At 65.2% G+C, this 24,541-nt stretch carries 21 protein-coding genes; 14 read left to right on the top strand and 7 right to left on the bottom strand.

Annotated features, from left to right (window positions below):
* Positions 1-34: 34 nt before the first annotated feature.
* The 4 genes from ACQE2J_RS01380 (at position 35) to ACQE2J_RS01365 (ending at position 4,225) form a co-directional block, all read left to right on the top strand.
* Entirely contained in the window at positions 35-1,399 is a 1,365-nt protein-coding gene (locus ACQE2J_RS01380; RefSeq protein ID WP_135537799.1) for a sensor histidine kinase, read from the top strand.
* The gene (locus tag ACQE2J_RS01375) at positions 1,396-2,064 is read left to right on the top strand and encodes a response regulator (RefSeq protein WP_135537798.1); all 669 of its coding nucleotides are present in this window, start codon (positions 1,396-1,398) and stop codon (positions 2,062-2,064) included. Before ACQE2J_RS01380 ends, ACQE2J_RS01375 begins: the two co-directional genes overlap by 4 nt.
* Positions 2,065-2,207: 143 nt before the next feature.
* Positions 2,208-3,095: an ABC transporter ATP-binding protein gene (locus tag ACQE2J_RS01370; protein ID WP_426936932.1), complete on the top strand. Its 888-nt coding sequence runs from the start codon at positions 2,208-2,210 to the stop codon at positions 3,093-3,095.
* Positions 3,092-4,225 carry an ABC transporter permease gene (locus ACQE2J_RS01365; protein WP_426936931.1) on the top strand — a complete coding sequence of 378 codons (1,134 nt, stop codon included), beginning with the start codon at positions 3,092-3,094 and terminating at the stop codon, positions 4,223-4,225. The genes ACQE2J_RS01370 and ACQE2J_RS01365 overlap by 4 nt, the downstream gene beginning before the upstream one ends.
* 3 nt (positions 4,226-4,228) lie before the next feature.
* Here ACQE2J_RS01365 and ACQE2J_RS01360 read toward each other — a convergent pair whose 3' ends face one another.
* From ACQE2J_RS01360 to ACQE2J_RS01345, 4 genes are all read right to left on the bottom strand, one after another.
* Positions 4,229-4,834 (bottom strand): response regulator transcription factor, encoded by a 606-nt coding sequence (locus ACQE2J_RS01360; protein WP_426936930.1) that lies wholly within the window; start codon positions 4,832-4,834, stop codon positions 4,229-4,231.
* Positions 4,812-6,038: a sensor histidine kinase gene (locus tag ACQE2J_RS01355; protein WP_426936929.1), complete on the bottom strand. Its 1,227-nt coding sequence runs from the start codon at positions 6,036-6,038 to the stop codon at positions 4,812-4,814. Before ACQE2J_RS01355 ends, ACQE2J_RS01360 begins: the two co-directional genes overlap by 23 nt.
* 61 nt (positions 6,039-6,099) lie before the next feature.
* Positions 6,100-6,945, bottom strand: coding sequence for an ABC transporter permease (locus tag ACQE2J_RS01350; protein ID WP_425120093.1), 846 nt, complete (start codon positions 6,943-6,945; stop codon positions 6,100-6,102).
* Between the two features lies 1 nt (position 6,946).
* The gene (locus tag ACQE2J_RS01345; protein WP_425120094.1) at positions 6,947-7,927 is read right to left on the bottom strand and encodes an ABC transporter ATP-binding protein; all 981 of its coding nucleotides are present in this window, start codon (positions 7,925-7,927) and stop codon (positions 6,947-6,949) included.
* Between the two features lie 322 nt (positions 7,928-8,249).
* On the opposite strand from ACQE2J_RS01345, the gene phoA reads away from it, so the two are divergent.
* The 3 genes from phoA (at position 8,250) to ACQE2J_RS01330 (ending at position 12,392) form a co-directional block, all read left to right on the top strand.
* The gene (gene phoA / locus ACQE2J_RS01340; protein WP_135537787.1) at positions 8,250-10,049 is read left to right on the top strand and encodes an alkaline phosphatase; all 1,800 of its coding nucleotides are present in this window, start codon (positions 8,250-8,252) and stop codon (positions 10,047-10,049) included.
* Between the two features lie 82 nt (positions 10,050-10,131).
* Positions 10,132-10,707, top strand: coding sequence for a GNAT family N-acetyltransferase (locus tag ACQE2J_RS01335; RefSeq protein ID WP_135537786.1), 576 nt, complete (start codon positions 10,132-10,134; stop codon positions 10,705-10,707).
* Positions 10,708-10,913: 206 nt separating this feature from the next.
* A complete protein-coding gene (locus ACQE2J_RS01330) occupies positions 10,914-12,392 on the top strand; it encodes an amino acid permease (RefSeq protein WP_135537785.1) in 1,479 nt (492 codons plus the stop codon).
* On the opposite strand, the gene ACQE2J_RS01325 is transcribed toward ACQE2J_RS01330, so the two are convergent.
* Both ACQE2J_RS01325 and ACQE2J_RS01320 read right to left on the bottom strand, forming a co-directional pair.
* A complete protein-coding gene (locus ACQE2J_RS01325) occupies positions 12,367-13,101 on the bottom strand; it encodes an ABC transporter permease (RefSeq protein ID WP_135537784.1) in 735 nt (244 codons plus the stop codon). The genes ACQE2J_RS01330 and ACQE2J_RS01325 overlap by 26 nt on opposite strands.
* A complete protein-coding gene (locus tag ACQE2J_RS01320) occupies positions 13,098-13,922 on the bottom strand; it encodes an ABC transporter ATP-binding protein (RefSeq protein WP_426936928.1) in 825 nt (274 codons plus the stop codon). The genes ACQE2J_RS01325 and ACQE2J_RS01320 overlap by 4 nt, the downstream gene beginning before the upstream one ends.
* 269 nt (positions 13,923-14,191) lie before the next feature.
* Between ACQE2J_RS01320 and ACQE2J_RS01315 the strand changes: the two genes are divergently transcribed.
* The 6 genes from ACQE2J_RS01315 (at position 14,192) to ACQE2J_RS01290 (ending at position 21,779) form a co-directional block, all read left to right on the top strand.
* Positions 14,192-15,490 carry a pyridoxal phosphate-dependent aminotransferase gene (locus tag ACQE2J_RS01315; protein ID WP_425120099.1) on the top strand — a complete coding sequence of 433 codons (1,299 nt, stop codon included), beginning with the start codon at positions 14,192-14,194 and terminating at the stop codon, positions 15,488-15,490.
* Positions 15,491-15,583: 93 nt separating this feature from the next.
* Positions 15,584-17,503 carry a helix-turn-helix domain-containing protein gene (locus ACQE2J_RS01310; protein WP_426936927.1) on the top strand — a complete coding sequence of 640 codons (1,920 nt, stop codon included), beginning with the start codon at positions 15,584-15,586 and terminating at the stop codon, positions 17,501-17,503.
* Positions 17,504-17,719: 216 nt separating this feature from the next.
* Entirely contained in the window at positions 17,720-18,994 is a 1,275-nt protein-coding gene (locus ACQE2J_RS01305) for a hydroxymethylglutaryl-CoA reductase, degradative (protein WP_135537781.1), read from the top strand.
* A gap of 2 nt (positions 18,995-18,996) precedes the next feature.
* Positions 18,997-19,926 (top strand): hydroxymethylglutaryl-CoA lyase, encoded by a 930-nt coding sequence (locus tag ACQE2J_RS01300; protein WP_425120102.1) that lies wholly within the window; start codon positions 18,997-18,999, stop codon positions 19,924-19,926.
* A 48-nt stretch (positions 19,927-19,974) separates the two neighbouring features.
* Positions 19,975-20,397, top strand: a complete 423-nt coding sequence (locus ACQE2J_RS01295) for a hypothetical protein (protein WP_135537779.1) — start codon at positions 19,975-19,977, stop codon at positions 20,395-20,397.
* Positions 20,394-21,779, top strand: coding sequence for a tripartite tricarboxylate transporter permease (locus tag ACQE2J_RS01290; RefSeq protein ID WP_135537778.1), 1,386 nt, complete (start codon positions 20,394-20,396; stop codon positions 21,777-21,779). Before ACQE2J_RS01295 ends, ACQE2J_RS01290 begins: the two co-directional genes overlap by 4 nt.
* A gap of 45 nt (positions 21,780-21,824) precedes the next feature.
* Here the strand turns inward: ACQE2J_RS01290 and ACQE2J_RS01285 are convergent, their stop codons facing one another.
* Positions 21,825-22,823: a LysR family transcriptional regulator gene (locus ACQE2J_RS01285; protein WP_425120103.1), complete on the bottom strand. Its 999-nt coding sequence runs from the start codon at positions 22,821-22,823 to the stop codon at positions 21,825-21,827.
* A gap of 142 nt (positions 22,824-22,965) precedes the next feature.
* Between ACQE2J_RS01285 and ACQE2J_RS01280 the strand changes: the two genes are divergently transcribed.
* Positions 22,966-24,501: an aminotransferase class I/II-fold pyridoxal phosphate-dependent enzyme gene (locus ACQE2J_RS01280; protein WP_425120104.1), complete on the top strand. Its 1,536-nt coding sequence runs from the start codon at positions 22,966-22,968 to the stop codon at positions 24,499-24,501.
* Positions 24,502-24,541 lie beyond the last annotated feature (40 nt).

Raw genomic sequence — 24,541 nt, 5'->3', positions numbered from 1 at the left:
ACCGCGGCATCAGCGGACTGACTAAGCTGGAGGAATGGCAGAGAACGCGACGTCTTTGAGACCCACGCGGGGTGATGTCTATCTGGTCGTCGCCCTAGCGGTCGCTTCGATGATCTTCGCGGTGCTGTACACGGCTGGTGGATATTGGCCATTCGAGGCGCCGCTCTGGGTGCTGTGTTTGGCCTCGACGGCGGTCGCCCTGCCACTGATCTGGCGGCGACGCTACCCCAGCCAGGTCGCCTGGATCCAAGTGATCATATTCGTCGGAGCACAGGTGTCCAGTGCCATGGAGCCCGGCGTCACCCAGATCATCCTGTTCATGGGTCTCTACTCGGTGGGAGCTTGGCAGAGCAACCGCCGAGCCGCCTTCATCTCCCGCGCACTCTACTGCCTCGGCATCCTCGTCTACCTAGTCCTCGCGCTGGGCCTCCAGTTCAACGATCTGTCCGATATGACCGCAATGCAGGTCGCGGCAAGCTTCGGCGTCAATCTGCTGACGAACGTCGCCTACTTCGGCGGTGCCTGGGTATTCGGCGATCGGGCGTGGAAGCAGCGGCAGCTGCTGGCCGAACTTCGGGCTGCCAATGACGAGGTCCGCTCACAGGAGAAGCGTCTGACCCAGCAGGCTCTCGAACTCGACCGGGTGCGTATCGCCCGCGAACTCCACGACGGTGTTGCCCACCACATCGCCGGAGTCGGCATCCACGCAGCGGCGGCCCGACGCAGTCTGACGAAGAATCCGGACAAGGCGGCCGAATCGCTGGCGACGATCGAATCCTCGACAAGGGAGACCGTCGAGGAACTCCGCGCGCTCGTCTACACCCTGCGCGATTCGGACGAATCGAGCACCGAAGGAGCGCCTGCGCAGGGCAACCCCGGCCTCGGCGATGTGCCCGAACTCATCGAATCCGCACAGCGGTCCGGGCAGACCGTCGAGTTCACGACGATCGGCAGCCCCCGACCACTGACCCCGATCACCGAACTGTCGATCTATCGCGTGATCCAGGAATCCCTGACCAACTGCTCCCGCTACGCGGGTGCCGGCGCCGAGGTGGATGTGCGGCTGCGATACGGCACCACCGGTCTCGAGGTCGAAGTCAGCGACTCCCGCCCGACCGGCGAAGGGTCTGCCCGCTCCGGCGCTGCGGCCGACCGGTCGGCCGGGGAAGGCCTGGGCCTGGGCATCATCGGTATGCGAGAGCGTATGAACGCACTCAGCGGCAGCCTGGAAGCGGGGCCGAAGTCCCGCGGCGGCTGGCTCGTCCGCGCCCGCCTCCCCTATCCTCACAGCGACGCCGAACCCGCGGCCGACGACCCGGCCGCCGCGACCGACCCAGTGGCGACCGCATCGGCTTCCGACTCCCCCGGGCCCGACAACTCAGTGAAGGCAACCAGATGATTCGAGTTCTCCTCGTCGACGACCAGTCGATGGTCCGCACCGGTTTCCGCACGATCCTCGAGAGCGAGGACGGCATCGCCGTCGTCGGAGAGGCCGAGAACGGTCAGATCGCCATCGATCGTGCCCTCGAGCTCTCCCCCGACGTCATCTGCATGGACGTGCAGATGCCGGTGATGAACGGCCTCGAATCGACCGCCCAGATCGTCCGCCGAGGCGCGGCCGGAGCGGTCCTCATGCTCACGACCTTCGACCGCGATGACTTCCTGTTCCAGGCGCTGGCCGCCGGGGCCAGCGGCTTCCTCCTCAAGACCGCCAAGGCCGAACAGCTCATCGATGCCGTCACGGCTCTGGCACACGGGGACGGGCTCCTCTCCCCCGAGGTGACCCGGCGCGTCATCGAACGCTCGGTGTCCACCCCCGAACCGACGACCCCCGCGGCACCGGAGCTCGACCAGCTCACCGAACGAGAACTCGAAGTGCTCAGACTGGTCGCGACGGGATCGAGCAATTCCGAAATCGCCGGTGACCTCTTCGTCGGCGAAGCCACCGTGAAGACCCACGTGTCGAATCTGCTGTCCAAGCTCGGCATCCGCGACCGCATCCACGCAGTGATCTGGGCTTATGAGAACGGGGTCGTGGCGATCGGTCAGCACGACAAGGGCTGAGATGAGACCACCGAAGCGACAACGGCAGTAATGTGATCGGTGTCGAATCGCTGAGAAGTGCGTCGAATCTCCCCCGCAGGCAGGGGCTCGAACTCACCCTCACGGCGGATCTCAGGCGGCTGGTCTCCGTATAGCGTTGTGGCATGATCACCCTGGAGAACATCAACCGCAGTTTCGGCAGCAAGCAGGTGCTGCACGATCTCAGCTTCGACATCGGCGACGGTCGGATGACCGGCTTCGTCGGCTCGAACGGCTCCGGCAAGACGACGACCATGCGAATCCTCCTCGGAGTCCTCGCCGCCGATTCCGGTCACATCACCGTCGACGGCGCCCCGATCACCCCGAGCCATCGCAGTGCGATCGGGTACATGCCCGAAGAGCGCGGCCTCTACCCGAAGATGCCGATCATCGATCAGCTCATCTATCTCGCCCGCTTCCACGGCCTGACCCGCCAAGCGGCGAAGAAGCGCGGTCTCGAGCTCCTCGACCAGCTCGACCTCAAGGGTGAACCCACCGACACCCTCGAATCAGTGAGCCTGGGCAACCAGCAGAAGGTCCAGATCGCGGCCGCCCTCATCCACAATCCGCAGGCGCTCGTCCTCGACGAACCGTTCTCCGGCCTCGATCCCGCCGCCGTCGAACGCACCCTCGACGTGCTCACTTCTTTCGCCGCCTCCGGCGCCCCGGTGCTGTTCTCCAGCCACCAACTCGACCTCGTCGAACGACTCGTCGACGACATCGTCATCATCAACGACGGCCACCTTGTCGCCGCCGGCACCACCAAAGAGCTGCGCCGCCAGCGCAGCCTGCCCGAATGGACCCTGCAGACCGACTCCGACCTCGGCTGGGTGCGCGGAATGCCCGATGTCTCCGTCGTCGAACTCGACGGCAGCTGGGCCCGCTTCACCGCCCCGAGTTCCGACACCGCCGAGGCGGTTCTGCGCCACGCGCTCACCGTGTCCTCGGTGACGTCGTTCGGGCCGCACGAAGTCGCCCTCAACCGTCTGTTCCAGGAGGTCACACAGGCATGAGCACGACAGACACGAACACCGCCGCCAGCGCCCGCTCGCACCGAGCAGGTTTCACCACCGCCATCGGACTCGTCATCGAACGCGAGATCATGGTCCGCCTCAAGTCCAAGGCCTTCATGGTCTCGACGATCTTGAGCATCGTCATCCTCGGTGTCCTCGTCGGGGTCTCCGGGGCGCTGCCCTCTCTCTTCTCCTCCACGGACGAGGTGGCGGTCACCTCGGCGGGGGCGAAGGCCGTGGACGGAATCGAGGGCATCGAAACGGTCTCAGTCGATGACGCGGATGAGGCGAAGGCCCTGGTCACCTCCGAGAAGGTCGACGCGGCCGTCGTCGAGTCGAAGGACTCGCCGACCGGGGTCGCGGTCCTGTCTCTGCGCTCGGCACCCGAGTCGCTCATCGGCGCACTCAGCCTCACCCCCGAGGTCGAGCTCCTCGACCCCGATGCCCCGGATCCCACGCTCACGTACCTCATCGGGCTCGGCCTCGGACTCGTGTTCTTCATGGCCGCGATGACGTTCGGAAACACGATCGCCTCGTCCGTGGTCGAGGAGAAGCAGTCACGGATCGTCGAGATTCTGCTCGCGTCCACCTCGGCGCGGGTGCTCATGTTCGGCAAGGTCATCGCGTGCACGATCCTCGCCTTCGCCCAGATCGGCCTCACCGCCGTCGCGGTTCTCACCGGGGCCGCGATCAGCGGAAACGACCTCGTGCTCGGATCGGTGGCCGAACCGATCGCCTGGTTCGTCCCCCTCTTCATCATCGGCTTCGTCATGGTCGCCGCCCTCTATGCGGCCGCCGCCTCACTGGTCTCGCGCACCGAGGATCTGCCGTCGACGAGTATGCCGATCATGATGCTCATCTTCCTGCCCTACATGGGCGTCATCATCTTCTCGTCGAACGAAACGGTGATGGCGGTGCTGTCCTACATTCCGTTCTCGGCGGCAGTGGCCGTGCCGATGCGCGTTTTCCTCGGCACGATCGCCTGGTGGGAGCCGCTGGTCTCCCTGCTCATCCTCGTCATCACCACGCTGTTGGCGCTGCTGCTGGCGACCCGGATCTTCGAACGCTCGATCCTGCAGTCGGGCCCGAAGCTGTCCTGGGGGCAGGCGCTGCGCCGTCAACGGGGCTGAGGCCTACAGCCAACCGTTCTCCTCGGCGATCCGCGCGGCATCGGCACGGTTGCGGGCATTCGTCTTCCCGATCGCCGAGGACAGACGATTGCGCACGGTGCCAGTCGAGAGGTGGAGCGTCGCGGCCACTTCGTCGACGCTGGCCCCGTCCGCGGCCGTGCGCAGCACATCGGTCTCCCTGGCAGTCAGCGGGGAGGACCCATGCATCGTCGATTCGACGACGAGTTCGGGGTCGATGACCGACATTCCGGACATGACGCGGCGGATGCCGTCGGCGAGGTGGTCGACCGGAGCGTCCTTGACCATGAACCCGCTGACCCCGGCGTCCAAGGCCCGTTTGACCCATCCGGGACGTCCGTAGGTCGTGACGATGATGACCTTGACCTGGGGAAACTCCTTGTGCAGCGTGGCGGCGACACTCAGTCCGTCGGGTTCGGGCATATCGACGTCGAGCAGCGCCACGTCCGGACGGGTCTTCGAAATCGCCGGCAGGACTTCGTCGCCACGGGCGCACTGCGCGACGACTTCGAAGTCGGATTCCATACCGAGCAGGGCGGCGAGCGCTTCGCGGACCATGGTCTGGTCGTCAGCGATGAGCAGCGTCGTCACGGGCCTCACCTCCGTCAACGTCGAGGTCGAATCCGGCATCGGACTTCCGAGTGCGCACTCGCGCCCCCACACCCGCAGCTCTCTCCCGCAGGCCCCGCAGCCCGGTCCCGGCCCCCACTTCGCCGAGGTCGAGCGTCGTGGCCGGGTGCGTGGGATCGCCGCGGCCGGCGGTGTCGTTGCTGATGATGAGACGGTGCCTTTCGAGGGTGATCGTCGCCCGCTGCGCCCGGGCATGCCGGAGGATGTTCGTGCTTCCTTCGCGCAGACTCCACGCGAACAGTTCCCGCAGGCGGGGATCGACGACATCGACCGAGGTCGGAGCCTCCACCGTGATGTCGGCGGCCCGCAGCGCCCGGGTTGCTTCGACGAGTTCCTCGGCCAAAGAGATCGTGCGCGTTCCCTGCACCGTGGTGCGAACGTCGGCGAGCGCACCACGGGCGAGCTCCTCGATCTCGGCGATGTGCCGGGCCGCATCGGGGGACCCTGCGGCTTCGAGTTTCGCCGCCAGCTGCGCTTTGAGCGCGATGACGGTCAGGGAGTGGCCGAGCACATCGTGGACGACCTGGGACACGCGCAGTCGTTCGGTCTCGCGTTCCAGACGGCGGTTCTCCTCCTCCGCCTGCCGAGCCGCTCTGGACCGGTCACCGGCCATGAGTGCCATCACCATGGCGAACCCGGAGATCGAGATCCCGAAGGTGGCCGACCAATCGTGGCTCCACCCGGGGACGAGACGTTGGGCCACCTCGGCGACGATGAGCGTCGAGGCCGCGATGACGAGTCCGGGGACCACCCGCCGCACGGACACCACAGCGATCACAGAGATATAGGCCAGATACGACAGTGCCGCCTCGCCGACGAGGGGAACGGCCACGACGGTGATGGCGATCATGATGATGAGCGCCGCATTGACGACGATCAGGGCCAGTCGTGTGCGGTGAGCACGGGGGTCGCGCATCGTCCGGACGAAGGTGCCCAGACCGATGCCGCCGGCGATCATGCCGAGGTAGAACACGACTGCGAAGGCGACCGTGAGGCTCACGCCCCAGAACCGCTGTGCCCCGTCGAGCCGCAGCGAGGCGGCCAGCGGATAGGAGAGGAAGACGAGCCAGAAGAACGGGAAGAACCAGCTCATGAAGTTCAGCGGGCGCAGCCCGGCGGGCGAGGACCCTGCCCTCGCCCCGCCGGTGGTGTCGTTCGCGGTCACTGTGCTCCTGACGTGATCGTTGGGTTCGCGCGTCCCCTGCCGCCCGTGACGTGGTCGGCCGTCACACCCGCGAGGTGTCCCGGCGCAGGGCCAGGGCCGATCCTGCGACGAAGATCGCAAGCCAGACGAGGACACTGACGATCGCCCAATGATCGTAACCCCCGCCCAGCGGTGCGCGGGCGATTTCGCCGACTCCGTAGGCCGGAGTGAAGCGGGCGATGGTCTGCAGGGTGTCCGGCCAGATCTCCAGCGGGACGAAGAGTCCGCCGATGAGGGAGAGGATGCCGAGGACCATGCTGGCCACCTGGATCGCGTTCTCGGCGGGCAGCAGATAACCGAGCATGACGCCGAAGGCCGCGAAGACACAGGACGTGAGGATGACGAGAAGTCCGGAGGAGACGAGCGTTGTCAGGGGCGCATGGACGCCGGTGATCGCGGTGAGGACGAAGACGACGATGACGGACACCGCGCCGAGGACCATGGACACGATCACCTTGATGAGGATGTACGCCGCCGGGCGCAGCGGCGTCAGCGCCAGCTGGCGACTCCACCCAAGTGCCCGTTCGATCGCGACTTGGGCACCGCCGGTGGTCGTGGCGATCATCGCTCCGTACGTCGCCAGGGACACGGAGATGTAGAGCGCGGCATTCGTGCTGCCGAGCATCTCGTCCTTGTTCGTCAGGCCGAAGATGAGATAGAAGACCGCAGGCATGATCATCGTGAAGATGAGCGTGCGCCGGTTGCGCAGCTTCCGCAGCAGCTCGAGCCGGAGCAGGGTGGCCGAGAATCCGCCGAAGCGAGGGATCCTGCGGTCGTCGAGGGAGGAGAGGAACCTCGCCGAGGCGGCCCCCGGTGCCGTACGCACCTTCGAGGATCCGGCCGGTTGAGTCGATGGCTGGGTGGACATGTCATGCCCCTTTCGCGGTGAGACTGATGAAGGCGTCTTCGAGGGAGTGAGAAGTGATCTCGAGGTCGGTGCAGGCGTTGTCGAACAGCATCTTCGCGGCCGCATCGGAGTCGGTGGTGCGCATTCTCAGGCGTCTGGCCCGCACGTCGATGGATTCGACTCCGGCCAGGCCGCCGAGGAGGTCGACCAGTTCGGCCACGCCCGCCTCGGCGGTGGGCTCGCCGTCGGTCAGCGGCAGGGTCGCGCTCACAGTCTTCGCTGCGGCCATGCCGCGGATCTCATGGGCCGAACCGTCGGCGACGACCTTCCCGTCTGCGATGAGGATGACGCGGTCGGCGAACTCGTCGGCCTCCTCGAGGTAGTGGGTGGCGAAGAGGATCGTCTTGCCGGTCAGCGCATCAGCTCGCATCTGGTGCCAGAAGTCGCGGCGGCCGGTGACATCCATCCCGGTCGTCGGTTCGTCGAGGACGATGAGGGCAGGGTCGGGCAGGAGCGCCATGGCGAAGCGCAGACGCTGCTTCTGCCCACCCGAGCACTTCTTCACGACCGAGTTCGCGATTTCGGCGATTCCTGCACGTTTGAGAACGAGGTCGGTGTCGAGGGAAGAGGCGAAGATCGCGGATGTGTATTCGACGGTTTCGCGGACGGTGAGGTCATCGAGCAGGCCGCCGGTCTGCATGACCGAGCTGACGTAGCCGAGAGACACGGCTCGCCGAGGCGGCATGCCGAAGATCTCGACGTCTCCTGCATCGGGTCGGCTGAGGCCGAGCAGCATGTCGATCGTCGTCGTCTTGCCTGCTCCGTTGGGTCCGAGGAAGGCGACGACTTCGCCGGGGCGGATCGTCAGGTCGAGATCGTTGACGGCTGTGATGCCGCCGAAGCTCTTCGTCAGATGGTTGAGGGCGACTGCGGAGGCGGTGACGGCTCCGCGGTGGACCGGAACGGCCGAAGCGGGCGTGTGGGACGTTGTCTGTGAAGTCATGTTCACACACTAGAAATCAGCGCTCGCGTGCGCTGATGCCATTTGTCACCGAGTGCGGGGTGCCATTTGTCACTGGATCTCACGACGAAAGAATGGAAATTCCACCGTGCTGGCAACCGGGAATGACACGAAGCGACGACACAGAACTGCGAGTTAACTCAGGCTTCACATTCCCTCCACTCACTTTGTGAGAAAGCTGAGTAAGTTGGAAGCCGTCTGCTCGCACACAGACGCTCACGCGCTCGTCCGAGCCCTGCCGTCGGTACGGCTCGGACCGCATCTTCGGTGAACGTCTGTGTGCTTCTCTACGAAAGGACGGCACATGGCCAGGAGAACCCTGCGAATCGCTGCGGCGACCGGCGCTCTCAGCTTCGCGCTCTTCGGAGTCGCAAGCCCCGCCCAGGCTTCGGGAATCGACGAACCCGGCGGAGCCCGCCAGCTCGACGGTGACAACACCGACGCCATCCGCGACGCGGTCGAGGACTCCGGCGCGAAGAACGTCATCCTCCTCATCGGCGACGGCATGGGCGATTCCGAGATCACCGCCGCCCGCAACTATGCGAAAGGCGCCCACGGACGCTTCGACGGTCTCGACGCACTGCCGATGACCGGGCAGTACACCACCTATGCGGTGGACAAGGACACCGGCAAGCCGGACTACGTCACCGACTCCGCTGCGAGCGCCACCGGCTGGTCCTCGGGTACGAAGACCTACAACGGGGCGCTCGGTATCGACCGCAAGGGCAACCCGCACAAGACCCTCATCGAAATGGCCCGTGCGAAGGGAATGAAGACCGGCGACGTCTCGACCGCGGAGATCCAGGACGCGACACCGGCCGCGCAGCTGACCCACATCAGCCTCCGCGGCTGCTACGGGCCGGAAGAGACAAGCGAGGACTGCTCGGATGAGGCGCTGGAGAACGGTGGGCTCGGTTCAATCAGCGAGCAGATCATCAACGCTCGTGCCGATGTCACCCTCGGCGGCGGCTCGGCCTCCTTCGAACAGAAGGCCACCGCCGGTGACTGGAAGGACCAGACGCTGCTCGAGCAGGCCGAAGATCGCGGCTATCAGCTCGTCGATGATTCCGACTCACTCGATTCCCTCACCGAGGCGAACCAGGATTCGCCGGTGCTCGGACTCTTCACAGAGGGCAATTTCCCCGTTCGCTGGGAGGGTCCGAAGGCCACCCACGGAGGCGGCACCGAACCGGCCGTGAAATGCAAGAACAACCCCGAGCGCACCTCGAGTGTGCCGAAGCTCGATCAGCTGACGAACAAGGCCGTCGACCTGCTCGACAACGACGATGGATTCTTCCTCCAGGTCGAGGGAGCAAGCATCGACAAGGAGGATCACGCCGCGAACCCGTGCGGTCAGATCGGTGAGACCGTCGACCTCGACGAAGCGGTCAAGGCCGCCCTCGACTTCGCGAAAGAGGACGGCGAGACTCTGGTCATCACGACCGCCGACCACGCCCACACGAGCCAGATCGTCTCCGCCGGTTCGGACACTCCGGGTCTGACCCGGACACTGACCACCGCCGACGGAACCGATATGACGATGAACTACGCAACCGCAGACGAAGAGGAGTCGCAGGGCCACACAGGCACGCAGCTGCGCATCGCCGCCTACGGACCGGGTGCCGCCAACGTCGTCGGACTGACCGATCAGACGGACATGCACTTTACGATCGCCGACGGCCTGGGACTCGACCCCGAGGCCGAAGTGCCCGGCGACCCGGGCGACGATGCGAACGGCGATGACGACTCGGCGGGCACGGATGATGCGAACGGTTCTGCCACTGCCTCAGGTTCGTCCGATACCGGCGGCGATGACAGTTCGGCAGGCTCTCAGGACTCGAACGCATCCGAGGACTCCAACGACTCGAATGATGCCGATGCCGCCGGTGGCGGATCCGGCGCAAATGGCAGCGGCGAAGGCGGCGAAGGCAATGCCGGCTCCGGCAGCGGAGGCGAAGGCCCGGGGTTGGCCGGCGGTGGCGGCGGAACCCTGCCGCGCACCGGCGTCGAGATCGGAGCCGCGGTCTTCTTCGGCGTGGCCGCGATCATCGGCGGATCGGCTCTGATCCGCATGGCCAAGCGCCGTGGGATCCTCCCCGCCTGAACCGCGCACGATGCCGGACGCTCCCAGCGAAGCGTCCGGCATCGTCCGTCCCACTCACAGGTTCGCCTGGCACAGTGAGCCCATGGACCCGCTGGATCTGCCCCTGACCACCGACCGACTGGTTCTGCGCGCGTATCGCGAGTCCGATGCCAAGACGCACCTTCCCATCTACTCCCGCGAGGATGTCTCCCGGTTCCTCCTCCAGGAGCCTTGGACCGCCGAGGTGGCCGAGACCGAGGTCGCCAAACGCCTCCCCCGCACGGGACTCGAAACAGAATCGCGTGCCCTGGCCCTGGTCATCGAGACCGCCGACGGCCTCGATTCGCTCGAGGGGTCACGAGTCATCGGCGATATCGCGATCTGGCTCGCCGACGACAGCGAGGAGAAGGCCGAGGTCGGGTGGATCCTCGATCCGGCCGCCGCCGGTCACGGCTTCGCCACCGAAGCGGCCATCGCGGTCCTCAACCTCGCCTTCGACCATTACGGACTCCACCGGGTGTTCGCGCAGATGGATGCCCGAAACACCGCCTCGGCGAAACTGGCTCAGAGGATCGGCATGCGACAGGAAGCGCACCTGCGCAGGGACTGGTGGTCGAAAGGCGAATGGACCGACACCCTCGTCTTCGGAATGCTCTCAAGCGATCGGCAGACGGCCTGAGTGCACCGAGAGCGTCACCTCCGGTCCGAGGACTTCGCCGGCACCGGCTGTCCGACTCGAGTTTCTGAGATCTCTGACTCTTTGCTCCAGGGCGCGTACTCTGCGGCCCTCTCGGTGTGAGAATCTGAGGTGGCCGTGAAGCCTGGCCCGTCGATCGAACGGGCAGGTGGCCACGGGCAGTCGAGAGAAGAGGACAGCAGACACCGATGGCTCCAGCCGACAAGGATCGCAGCGAGGCAGTGCCCACGGATGAACACACCGACGGCGGCAGAGAGAACGTCGGTCTGCGCAGAGGCCTGACTGCCCGCCACATCAGATTCATGGCCCTCGGCTCAGCCATCGGCACGGGGCTCTTCATGGGCTCCTCGGAGTCGATCCAGTCCGCCGGCCCGGCAGTGCTCCTCGCCTACATCATCGGCGGTGCCGCCGTCTTCATGGTGATGCGCGCCCTCGGCGAATTGGTCGTCCGGCACCCCGTCTCGGGCTCCTTCGGCCAGTATGCCTCTCACTATCTTCACCCCTTCGCCGGCTTCCTCGTCGGGTGGACCTTCGCCTTCGAGATGATCCTCGTCGCCGTCTTCGACGCCACAGCGATCGGCGTGTACATGGGGTTCTGGTACCCCGACGTGCCGCGGTGGATCTGGGTGCTGGCCGTCGTCTTCTTCATCGCCGCGATCAACATGATCGGCGTCAAGATCTTCGGTGAGCTGGAATTCTGGTTCGCGCTGATCAAGATCATCGCGATCATCGTCCTCATCGCCGCCGGCGTGGCCATCATCGTCTTCGGCTTCGGCATCGCCGACCACGACCAGATGGGACCGCAGGCACTGGTCGACCATGGCGGTTTCCTCCCGCACGGGTTCTGGGGGCTGCTCTCATCATTCACCATCGTGATGTTCGCTTTCGGAGGCGTCGAGATCATCGGAGTCACCGCCGGTGAGGCGCAGAACCCGAAGCGGGTGATCCCCGCCGCCATCAACTCGGTGCCGGTGCGCATTCTCCTCTTCTACGTGCTCACCCTCGGCGTGATCATGTGCATCCTGCCGTGGAACCAGATCACGTCCGAGACCAGCCCCTTCGTCGCGATCTTCGACTCCGTCGGTTTCACAGCAGCGGCGGCCATCCTCCAGGTCGTTCTCATCACTGCCGCCCTGTCGGCCATCAATGCCGATGTCTTCGGTGCCGGTCGGATGCTCCACGGTCTGGCCGAACAAGGTCAGGCACCGCGATCCTTCGCCCGCACCTCTCGCAACGGCGTGCCCGTGATGACGGTGATCACGATGATCGTCGCACTGCTGATCGGCGTGGCCCTCAACTACCTCTATCCCGACCAGGCACTGTTCCTGCTCGGAGCACTGGCCACCTTCGCGACGCTGCTGGTGTGGCTGATCATCCTCGCCGCTCACCTGCGGATGAAGCGCGTGATCGCCCAGGAGAACCGCCTGCCCAGCGAATTTCCCATCCCCCTGTGGCCGTTCGGCTCGTGGATCACCGTGGCGTTCATCGTCTTCGTCGTCGTCATGGTCGGCATCGTCCCCGACTCACGTCCGGCCCTCTGGGTCGGACTGCTGTGGGTGGCTGCACTGTGGCTGTGCTACCTCGCCTTCATCCGCGGCGAGGGTCGCCGACACTACGAACTCAGCGACCGCACCGAACCGATCACGGCGTCCGACGGCGCAGAGTGAGCGACCCGACGATGATCGCACCGACGATCCAGCAGGCGATGAAGAGCACCCGCAGCCAGATGTAGGCATCATCCTCATCGCCGGTCGAAACCGCATTCAGCGCATCGATCGCGTGCGACAGCGGCAGCCAATCACCGATGGTCTCGAGCACCTCGGGCAGCTGGTCGCGCGGGAGGAAGATCCCGCCGAGCAGGATCTGCGGGAAGACGAAGACGGGCATGAACTGCACGACCTGGAACTCCGTGCGGGCGAACGCGCTGGCCAACAGTCCCAAGGCCGTCCCCAGCAGAGCATCGGCGATCGCGACGACGAAGAGCAGCCCGACCGAACCTTCGATCTCGAGCCCGCAGATCATGGTCGCATATCCGACGGCCACTGCCGTCTGCACAATGGCGAGCAGACCGAACGCCAGAGTGTAGCCGAGGATGAAGTCACCGCGGCCCAAAGGCATCGACAGAAGCCGTTCAAGGGTTCCGCTGCGGCGTTCGCGCAGGGTCGCGATGCTCGTCACGAGGAACATGACGATGAACGGGAAGAGCGCAAGCATCGCCGGCCCGATCGTTGAGAACACCTCGGTCTCGTCGAAGATCCAGGCCACGAGACCGATGAGCAGGCTGGGCACGATGAGCAGCAGAGCGATCGTGCGCGGGTCGTTGCGGATCTGGACGAGGACGCGTCCCGTCGTCGCCAGGGTGCGCAGCGGGTTCATCGCCGCCCTCCCGCCTTCGCGCCATGTCCCCGGTCAGTGCGAAATCGGCCCTCTCGCGAGAGCAGACGAGTGCCGGAACGGCCCCCGCGCCCGGAGGCACCAGGTGCCGATATGTCCTTGTCGATGATGCGGAGGAAGGCGTCCTCCGCCGAGGCCGCCCCCGTGCCGGCGAGCAGATCGTGCGGAGTCGTATCGGCGATGATCGCGCCCTCCCGCATGAGCAGCAGTCGATCGCAGCGCGTCGCCTCGTCCATGACATGACTCGAGACCAGCAGCGTCGTCCCTTCCTCGGCGAGCCTACGGAAGAGCTCCCACAGATCGGCGCGCAGCAGCGGATCGAGTCCCACGGTCGGTTCGTCGAGAACGAGCAGATCCGGAGAACCGAGCATCGCCGCGGCCAGAGACACCCGGTTGGCCTGCCCGCCCGACAGCGTACGGGCGATCTGATCGGCCTGGCCGGTGAGGTCGGTGCGTTCGAGCACGCGATCGACCTCGGATTTCGGCGCTCCCTGCACACGTGCGAAGTAGCGCAGATTCGCCCGCACACTCAGATCGTCGTAGATGCTGGCCGCCTGAGTCATGTAGCCGACCCGGTGGCGCAGGGCAGCGGACCCGGCCGGACGACCCAGCACATCCACCTTCCCGCCGGAGACGATCTGGACACCGACGATGGCGCGCATGAGCGTCGTCTTCCCGCTGCCGCTGGGTCCGAGGAGCCCGACGATCGCTCCGCGGGGCACGTCGAGGTCAAGGGCGTCGATGACGGTCTTGCGACCGCGGCGGACCGTGAGACTGCGCACCTCGACCGAATTGTTCATCATCTGTTGAATGAGACACCCGGAGCCGTCTGAGGTCAACAGTTCGAACAGTCACTGGTGCCGCACCCGGGGTGCGTTTGGCACAGGGGACACCGGGCCCGAATCCACGATGTGCCCCGGAGTATCGTGAGACCGAGCCCCGAAAGGTCTGCACAACGATCCGCCGGCACCGGCAAAGGTCTGGGAAACGGGCCTCTGTGTGGTCAGAACCGCCTCGGCGAGGGACCTAGCGTGGGTGTAGCAGCAATCGGATGAAAGGTTCCACGATTCACATGTTCAGGCAGTCGTCGAAGTTGGCCAATGTCCTCTATGACATTCGGGGACCCGTTCTCGAAGAGGCCCAGGCGATGGAAGCCGCCGGTCACACGATCCTCAAGCTCAACATCGGCAACCCCGCTCCGTTCGGCTTCGAAGCCCCCGAGGCGATCGTCCAGGACATCTCAGCGAACCTTCCGGTCACGCAGGGCTATTCGGATTCGCGGGGAATCCTCTCCGCCCGCCGCGCTGTCGTCCAGTACTACGAGACCCGCGGCATCCACAATCTCAGCACCGATGAGGTATTCCTCGGCAACGGCGTCAGCGAGCTCATCACTCTGAGCCTGCAGGCTCTGTGCAATCCCGAGGACGAGATCCTCGTGCCCGGACCCGACTACCCGCTGTGGACCGCCTCGGTGGCACTGTCCGGCGGCACACCGGTCCACTACCGGTGCGCCGAGGAGGACGCCTGGCAGCCGGATCTGGCCGACCTCGAATCCCGCATCACCGAACGCACCCGCGGCATCGTCGTCATCAACCCGAACAATCCGACCGGTGCGGTGTACTCGAAGGAGACGCTGAAGAAGATCGCGGACATCGCCCGCCGTCACGGGCTCATGATCTTCGCCGATGAGATCTACGAGAAGATCACCTACGACGGCGTCGAGCTGGTCAACATGGCCACACTGACCGGTGACGATGTGCTGTGCCTGACCTTCTCGGGACTGTCGAAGGCCTACCGAGTCGCAGGGTACCGCTCCGGCTGGCTCGCGATCACCGGACCGCTGGAGGAGGCACACAGCTACCTCGAGGGGATCAAGCTGCTGGCGAATATGCGCATGTGCTCGAACGTGCCGGCCCAGCATGCCATCCAGGCGGCACTGGGCGGGAAGCAGTCGATCGACGATCTCGTCCTGCCGACCGGTCGCCTCGGGGCGCAGATGCAGGTCGCCCACGAAGGGCTCAACTCGATCGACGGGGTCTCGGCTCACCGGGCCGACGGTGCTCTGTATATGTTCGCGAAGCTCGATGTCGAGAAGTTCGGCATCACCGACGATGAGCAGTTCGCCCTCGATCTGCTGCGCGAGCAGAAGATCCTCGTCTCCCACGGCACGGCCTTCAACTGGCCGAAGCCCGACCACTTCCGTCTGGTCACCCTGCCTTCGGTCGAGGTGCTCAGCGAGGCGATCGAACGGCTCGACACGTTCCTGTCCGGTTACCGTCAGGTCGCGAATTCGACGTGTGAGCTGCCGATCGTGCGGGAACGGACGGAAGCCGGTCACTCGATGCGCACGACCTCGGCCGCGGCGGGTTGAGGCCGCGATCAAGCTCAGTCAGCTCTGTCATGGTCACCACCGCCGATCTCGACGCGCTGCGAGTGAACTGAGAGGCACTGAGACAATGAGCCCATGGTGGAGAACACAGGTGGGCGAGTGACCGTTTCCGCAGATTCCGTCTCCGAGGTCATCGGTCGGCTGTCCCGCGGCAATCCCATCGACCGGCGTGCCCTCGAACAGCAGTGCGGTGAGTCGCCTGAGCTCATCGAGGCCCTCGTCGACCTGTCGGCCACGATGACCCGGTGGAAGCAGAAGGACCGCGAACGAGCGGCCCTGCTCGAAAGCGCCTCAGAGCTCATCCGGGTTCGCGACACGACACGGCTGCTCCAGAAGCTCGTCGACCGAGCCCGATCGCTCATCGGATGCGATATCGCCTATCTCTCCCAGTACTATCCGGATACCGATGAGCTGCGCGTCAAGGCCAGTCGAGGAGCCATCTCTTCCCAGCTCACGACCCTGCACGTCCCTCCTGGAATCGGCCTGGCCGGTCGGGTCGTGCGCGACCGGGCCGCCCAGTGGACCTCGAACTACGATGTCACCCAGCTGCCGCACGAGCGACAGGTCGACTCCGCGGTCAGAGCCGAAGGCATGGAGTCGCTCCTCGGGGTGCCGATGGTCGTCGACGGGGAGGTCCTCGGTGCCCTCTTCGCCGCCAACCGCTATGCGCACGAATTCACCACAGATGAGATCACTCTGCTCTCTGCCCTGGCCGACCACGCCTCGGTGGTGCTCAAGACGGCGCGACTCATGGGAGAGCTCGCCGAGGCGGCCCGAAGCTCCGCAGAGGCCGAGGAATCGGCCGCCGCTCAGGCCGCAACGCTGGGACGCCTCGTCGAGGTCGAGGAGCATCTGACTCGACTGGTCCTCCAGGGTCGGGGAGGCTCCGCGGTCACCGAAGCCGTGGCCACGATGCTCGGCGCCGAGGTGCTCGTCATCGACAGCGCACGTCTGAAGTCCCCCGACTTCCCCGATCACGAGCACGTCTTCTCCGACGAGGCGAGCTTCTTCGCCGATCTCGAGGCGGACAGGACCGACATCCTCACTGCGCTGGAGACCAGCAGGGAGACCGGGCGCAGCGCCGAGGTGCCGAGAGCCGAGAACCTGCTCGTCGCCTCGGTGGCCTCACATCGACGTCAGCACAGCGGGCTCTTCGTCCGCTTCCACACCGCCCCCGCCGCCGGCGATGCGAACATCGTCGCTCAGGCCGCGCAGTCGCTGGCCCTCATCCACATGAACGCGCAGGCACGGGCCGACGCCGAGAACCGGGTCAGAGGGGAGCTCGCCGTCGATCTCATCGCCGGGACCCGGTCCCTCGACGAGCTCGAGGCCCGTGCTCGGCTCAACGACTTCAGTCTCGCCGGACCGTGGCGGATGATGACGATCCAGGCGGGTCCCGGAGTCGACGAGCACCTCGGTGCACGCTTGGCCCGGATCGAACCGCGCATCCTGCTCACCCAGCGCTCCCCCGGCCTCACCGTCCTCGTTCCCAGCTCTGTCGCGGATTCTCGCCTGTCCCTAAAGCGGCTCAGCGCAGAGCCGGAGGTCCTGGGCGGGTGCCTCGTCGTTGCCTCCGACTCCGACTGCGACCGCTCGCAGCTGGCCGTGGTCGAAGACGAGCTGTGGTCGTGTGTGCGGATCCTCAACTCTCTGGGCATCGACGAGGGGATCCATCCGGCCGCGGACTTCGCTCCCTATACCGCGATGTTCGGCACGGCCCCGGAACAGGTGGGCAGATTCATCGACCGTCTGCTCGGGCCCCTCCGCGATTGGGATCGCAAGCACTCCGCCGAGCTCACCGACACGGTCCGCGTGTACTTCGAGAGCAACGGGAGCATCAGCAGGACCGCTGCCGCACTGTCGGTGCACATCAACACCGTCAAGCAGCGCCTCGAGCGCGTCGATCAGGTCCTCGGCGAGGGGTGGAGAGCCCCGGAGTTCGCTTTCCGTCTGCAAGTGGCGCTGCGTCTGGACCGACTCACACATCCGAGGTGAGCGCGCTCCGCGCGGCGGGAGGGACTCCACGCGGCGTGAGCGGACTCCACACGATGCGAGCACAGCAGCACCCTGTCCGAAACAGACATGGACAGTCCTGGATTCGGGCCGAAACGGCCATGGTCACTGTCGCGCTGCGATGCTTGACTGTTCTCTGCGGAGGAACTCCGACCGACAGCCGTTGTCGGCCAATGACGACCTGACTGGAGAAATACGATGGCAGAGAACAGCCGAATTGCCGATTTCCGAAACATGTCGGTCGGCGAACGCAGGACGGCCGTCGCAGAGACAACCGGGCTCGACACTGAACTGTTCCAGCAGCTCGATGCGAATTCCTTCGGCCCCGAGGATGCGGCCGATCTCAGTGAGAACATCTTCGGAGTGTTCTCGCTTCCTCTCGGCGTGGCCACCAACTTCACGATCAACGGCACCGACGCGCTCGTCCCCATGGCGACCGAAGAGGCATCGGTGATCGCCGCTGCCAGCAATGCTGCACGAATGGCACGCCCCCAGGGCGGCTTCTTCACGAGTTCGAGTGAGCCCATCATGCAGGCGCAGATCCAGCTCATCAATGTGGCGGATCCGCACGCCGCGCGCACCCGAATCCTTGAACGGGAATCGGAGATCATCGACCTGGCCAATGCTCAGGACCCCAAGCTCGTCGAAGTCGGTGGCGGGGTCAAGGGCCTCACGGTTCGTCTCGTCGAAGCACGGACTTCGACCTACGTGCTCGTCCATCTTCTCGTCGATGTGCGAGATGCGATGGGGGCGAATGCTGTGAACACCATGGCCGAAGCGGTTTCCGGCTCCGTCGCAGCCATCGCCGAAGGCGAGGCACTTCTGCGCATCCTCACCAACAAAGCCGACCGTCGACTGTCACGCGCCCGCGCGGTCTTCGACAAGGAGCTGCTCGGCGGTGAAGGCGTCATCGACAACATCCTCCACGCCTACGAACTCGCCGCAGCCGATTCCTATCGTGCCGCCACGCATAACAAGGGCATCATGAACGGCATCTCCGCCGTCGTGCTTGCAACCGGGAACGATACTCGTGCAGCCGAGGCCGGCGCCCATTCCCACGCGGTCGTCGACGGCCGTTACACATCCCTGTCGACCTTCGAGAAGAACGCTGACGGCGACCTGGTCGGGACTCTCGAGATGCCGATGCCCGTTGGGCTCGTCGGAGGAGCCACCAAGGTGCACCCCGCTGCACGCGCGGCTCTGCAGATCGCCGAAGTGTCGACGGCCCAAGAACTCGCCGAGATGATCGTCGCCACCGGTTTGGCTCAGAACCTTGCCGCACTGCGAGTGCTCGCCACCGAAGGAGTTCAGCGCGGACATATGTCGCTGCACGCCAAGAATCTCGCTGCCTCTGCCGGAGCGAACGCCGAAGAAGCCGCGATCATCGTGGATCGGCTCATCGAGGAGAAGGCATTCCGCTTCGACCGGGTCCAGTCCATCCTCGAAGAACTCCGATCGGGTGGTTCGCAGTGACGATGGAGCTTCCACAGCAGATCACCCAATCGGACCTGCCGACCGAAGTCAGCATCTGCGAAGTCAGCCCCCGAGATGGGTTGCAGTCGCAATCACGCATACTCCCTGCAGCGGTCCGTCTCGAGCTGATACAGCGTCTTGCCTGTGCGGGCCTGAAGGTCATCGAAGCCGGAAGCTTCGTTTCTCCTCGAGCCGTTCCCCAGATGGCTGATACTCGATCGGTTCTCGACGGCTTGGATGTGGATTCCGACCTCGCTTTCCCGGTTCTCGTCCCGAACCGGCGGGGTCTCGATGATGCCGTCGCGGCCGGAGCCAAAGATGTCGCAGTCTTCATCAGCGTCACGGATTCGTTCTCGAGAGCCAATCTGGGCGATTCGCTTCAGGTGACCACCGGTCGCAGTCTCGAAACAGCCAGAGCCGCGACTTCCGCAGGTCTTCGCGTGCGGGGGTACCTCTCGATGGTGTTCGGTGATCCCTGGGAAGGGTCGGTCGACCCGGCAGATGTCGCCGCCGCCGCTCGACGGCTGGTCGACGCGGGCTGCTCAACGATCTGCCTGGGCGACACCATCGGGACCGCTACTCCCGGTCATGTGACCGCCGTCCTTGATAGCCTGATCGACGCCGGGATTCCGATCGAACGGGTTGCCGTGCATACCCACAACACCTATGGCCAGGCGCTCGCGAATGTCTACGCCGCGCTCCAGGCCGGAGTACGACAGTTCGATGCATCGGCAGGAGGAATCGGAGGATGTCCATTCGCACGCAGTGCGTCCGGCAATCTCGCCACCGAAGACCTCCTCTGGATGCTCAACGGGCTCGGCATCTCGACCGGAGTCGATATCGAAGCCGTGGCGGCCATCAGTCAGTGGCTGAGCGACGAACTCGGCACCCCGCTCCCATCTGCCACGCCCTCGGCTGTCCTCAGCCGGTAGTCCCACCGTTCACGTTCCCGACAACCGTCGGCCGACAGAAGGCAGGCAATGATGCCGCAATTGCTCGAGGTGTGGAATGACACCGTCGATCCCAAACACCTCACCGGTGGAATAGCCATCGGAGTCGGGATCGCTGTCCCGGCCTACCTGATCGCTGATCAGATCTTTGCTTCCAGAGGTGATGGAACTCTGGGGCACTCGTATGCGCTGCTCGTCGGCATCGTCGGCTGCATCGTCGGTGCAGTGATCGCCGGGTTCCTATTCAAACCGAAGCGCGTGATCACGACTGCCGGCGCCGACACTCGGAATCGCCAGGAGATCATCAACGAGATCGTCGACGAATACGGGGATCTCGGCGACCCACGAGAACTCGGCCCTTCGGTCCAGGAAGAAGTCCGTGCCCTCGGCCTCTTCGACGCTCTTGTCGAAAACCACGAGACGCGAGCTCAGGAGAAGGGCGGGCACAAGTGAGCGCAGAACTCATCGAGCCCATTCTGTGGGCAATCGGGATGGCGGTCCTCGCCGGAGTGCTCTTCACCGGCATCGGGTTGATTTCCGGCACAGATGAAACCGCGATCGTTGCCCCACTGGCGCTGCTGGTGATACTCATCGGCGTTCCTCCGGCCGGCGTCATCGCGTTCTTCCTCGCGGCGATCATCGCCAAACACATCTCCCACGCCGTGCCCACGACGCTGCTCGGCATACCGGGGGATACCACCGCCGTGCCGATGCTGCGCGAAGCTCAACTTCTGCGGTCCCTGGGTGTTCCTCATATCGCATTGCGAAAAGCGATCTCCGGTGGTGTCATCTCGGTTGCGATAGCAGTTCCGCTGTCGATCGTCTTTGCGCTCGTGCTCACCCCCTTCGCCGACGCGATCGGTGCCGCCGCCCCATGGATCTTCATCGCCGCTGCAGTCCTAGTCGCCTACACCTCGAAGGGAAAGCTGGCCGCGGTCGTCGCCCTCATTCCCTTCGTTCTGATCATCGTCGGCCTGCAGGCGTTCATCATGGAGCAGAAGGAAGCGACTTTCACGACTTCGTTCTTCCTCGGCATCGCCACCGGCCCGCTCATCTTCGACCTCCTCTCAGCGCTTTCGCCTGTTGGCCGCCGGGCAATGCGACAGGAGGGAAAGCGGGAGTTCAACCTCGCTCCCGACGTGCGCTCGAGAGACGGCAAGCGTCTGCCCAACCCCTTCAAGACGCTGAGTGGGAAGCAGCTCGCTTACACCAGCGGCTCAGCGGCGATCACCAGTGCCACCTTTGTGTTCTCACCTGTGGCGATGGCCGTGCTCATGGGCGAGATCGTCGGCAGCCGAATCAAGAACGGCTACGAACGTCTGACGACTGTCGTCACTGTCAGGAATGGAACTACGGAGTCGACCTACATCGCGGAGACCCTCATTCCGCTCATCGCAATCGGTCTGCCGCTTTCGCCGATGGCCGCCGGTCCGGCTGCGCCGCTGTTCAACGCTCCGCCGGTGTACACGCTCGACGCCGAGACGGGAGAGACGAACAATCTCCACGACCTGCTCACGACCGGGCAGTTCGCACTCTTCGCCGTGATCGCGGCGATCATCGCCATCGTCATCGCCTACCCCTTCGTCATGACAAACGCCCACCGGGCAGCGACCTGGGTGATGCGATCCGTCTCCCACGAGGCGATCATCGCCGGCTTCGCCTCGCTCATCTGCGTCATCTGCCTTTATGAGGGCGGACTGCTGGCCCTGGGAGTGACGCTCACGGTCGGACTCGTCGGGGGCCTGTTCAACCGATTCATCGGCATGCACGCAGGAGTCCAATTCATGGGCTACTACGTCGCCGCCCTCACCGTGCCCGCCCTGCTGGCGCTGTGAAGACCGTGCCTTCCTCTCCTTCCCTCACCGAGGCGGGTCCACCGGTCACCGATATTGGGCGGTGACCCGACGAATGACGGCGACCACCTCGGCGATGGCGGAATCGTGAGCGGCGACGATCGGATCACGGCGGGATGTCGTCCGCGGTTGGGCGGCCCGGGACACGAGAAGCACGTCGCGACGGCAGGCGCTCAGGGGCATCGGGATGATCTCGATGTCCGGGTCGGTCGAGAGTGAGGATTCGGGGATCATCGCCACCGCCAGTCCGGCTGAGATCATCCGATTGATGGCCGCATAGTCGTCCATGCGCATCCCCACCCGGGGTTCGAACCCGGCAGCGACGCAGAAGGAGCGGACCACCTCGTCGATGGCGTCACCCGGGTCGATGCTGAAGGCCCAGGTCTGGGACACCAAGGCCGTGAGATCGGGCAGACCGTTGTCATCGACGGCGATGGCACCGATGGATTTCGGCACGCACAGGCTCAGCTGCTCTGAATAGAGGGGACGGGCGGAGAGTGATACGGGGATCCACGTTTTGTCGATGTCGGTGGAGACAAGCAGCGCGAGGTCGAGGTCACCGGCCTCGAGCCGCGAGACGAGTTCCGCGTGTTCGTCCATCGTCACGTCCAGGGCCGCGGTCGGAGCCTCGGGGTGAGTGCCCTGGGCCTCTCCGTCGGCTCCGGCCACCGCCTCGTCGCGGGTCTGCCAACGAGGCCGTTTCTGCAGGTCATGGTAGAGCGGCGGGATCAGCCTGGCGCCGACTGTGGGCACCGCCCCGATCTTGACCGGCACTGCTTGGGACTCCCTCCACAGGGCCACTTCGGTGCCGAGGCGATCGCACAGTCCGAGGATCTCCGTCGCCCGCGCCACGACGAGGCTGCCCACTGCGGTCGGATGCGAACCGCGGGGACTGCGCACGATGAGCGTCGATCCCAACGTCCGCTCGAGATTGCGCAGGTGATGGTTGACCGTCGGTTGGCTCCAGGCCAGGGCAGCGGCCGCAGCCGCCACTGAGCCGGAATCGGCGATGGCACGGAGAGCCACGAGTCCTCTTGTATCCAGTGGATCCATCATTCTCCCGCAAACAGCTCAATAGTGTGTATAGAGCAGTTTAGGAAAGTTGCTATTCTCCCGGCAAGGGTCGGCTTCCTACTCTGGGACTATGACCGTCCAACATGATTCCCCCATGTCCCCAGCTCCGGAAGCGCCGTCGACCCCCATCGGCCCAGCGAACCCGGAACAGGCCCGCGCGCCCTACGCCGAGGCCCTGGCACAGGCAGCGAATCGCGATTCGCTGTTCCTGTCCACCCCCGGACACGGTGGCACCCGAACGGGAATCTCTGCCGGTCAAGCCGAATTCTTCGGCGAGCACACCCTCTCCCTGGACATCCCCCCACTCTTCGACGGCATCGACCTCGGTGCCGACACCCCGAAGGACGAAGCTCTCGCCCTGGCTGCCGAGGCCTGGGGCGCCAAGCGCACCTGGTTCCTCACCAACGGCTCCTCGCAGGGCAACCGGATGGCCGCACTGGCCATCGGCACCCTCGGCCGCGGAGTCATCACCCAGCGCAGTGCGCATTCGAGCTTCATCGACGGCATCGTGCTGGCCGGCCTCAATCCCGGTTTCGTCTACCCCAATGTCGACGAGGTCAACGGCATCGCCCATGGCGTGACCCCCGATTCGCTGCGCCGGGCGATCCGCAACCACCCCGATGAGGTCAGCGCCGTCTACCTCGTGACCCCGAGCTACTTCGGTGCCGTGGCCGATGTCGAATCCCTCGCCGAGGTGGCCCATGAAGCCGGTGCCGCACTCATCGTCGATGCCGCGTGGGGCGCCCACTTCGGGTTCCACCCGGACCTGCCGGCGTCCCCGGTGACCCTTGGTGCCGACATCGTCATCATGAGCACTCACAAGCTCGCCGGTTCACTCACCCAATCCGCGCTCCTTCACCTCGGCGACACCGAATTCGCCGATCGGCTCGAACCGGCGCTGGCTCGAGCGTTCATGATGACCGCTTCGACGAGCGAGAACGCGCATCTGATGGCCTCGATCGACTTGGCGCGCCGTGAGCTCATGACCTCGACCGAGGCGATCACGGAGTCGCTGGAGAACATCCGCCACATCCGCGCGCAGATCGAGGCGACCGACCGCTATCACCTGCTGTCCGGCGAGTTCCTCGGCCACCCCGACGTGGTCGACATCGACCCGTTCCGCCTGCCCATCGACATCACCGCCACCGGCCTCGACGGACACACCGTCCGCAAACGCCTGGCCGAAGAGTTCGACATCTTCCCCGAGATGTCGACAGCGACCACTCTCGTCGCTCTCATCGGCATCGGCAAGTCCCCGAACATCGACCGCCTCATCGATGCCCTGGAGACACTGCGCATCGAAACCGCGGACGCCGGCACGGCTGTCGGCGACGGACGAGTCTCCGTGCGCACGGCACTGCCTCCGCTGCCGACAGCCGGCCGGTTGGCGATGACGCCGCGTGAAGCATTCTTCGCTGACTCCGAACTCGTCTCAGCCGCCGAAGCCGTCGGACGAGTGAGTGTGAGTTCGCTGGCTGCCTATCCTCCCGGCATTCCGAATGTCCTGCCCGGCGAGGAGATCACCGTCGAGACCATCGGCTTCCTCCAGGCCGTGGCAGCGAGCCCCTCCGGTCACGTCCGCGGTGCCGTCGACCCCGGTCTCGAGACCTATCGCGTCATCAGGAACTGATCTGCGCGCAGTCACCGTCCGCACCGTGCTCGTCGGCCTC

The sequence above is a fragment of the Brevibacterium sp. LE-L genome, from assembly GCF_050214925.1.
Classification (GTDB): domain Bacteria; phylum Actinomycetota; class Actinomycetes; order Actinomycetales; family Brevibacteriaceae; genus Brevibacterium.
This window is presented reverse-complemented; position numbering and strand designations above follow the sequence as displayed.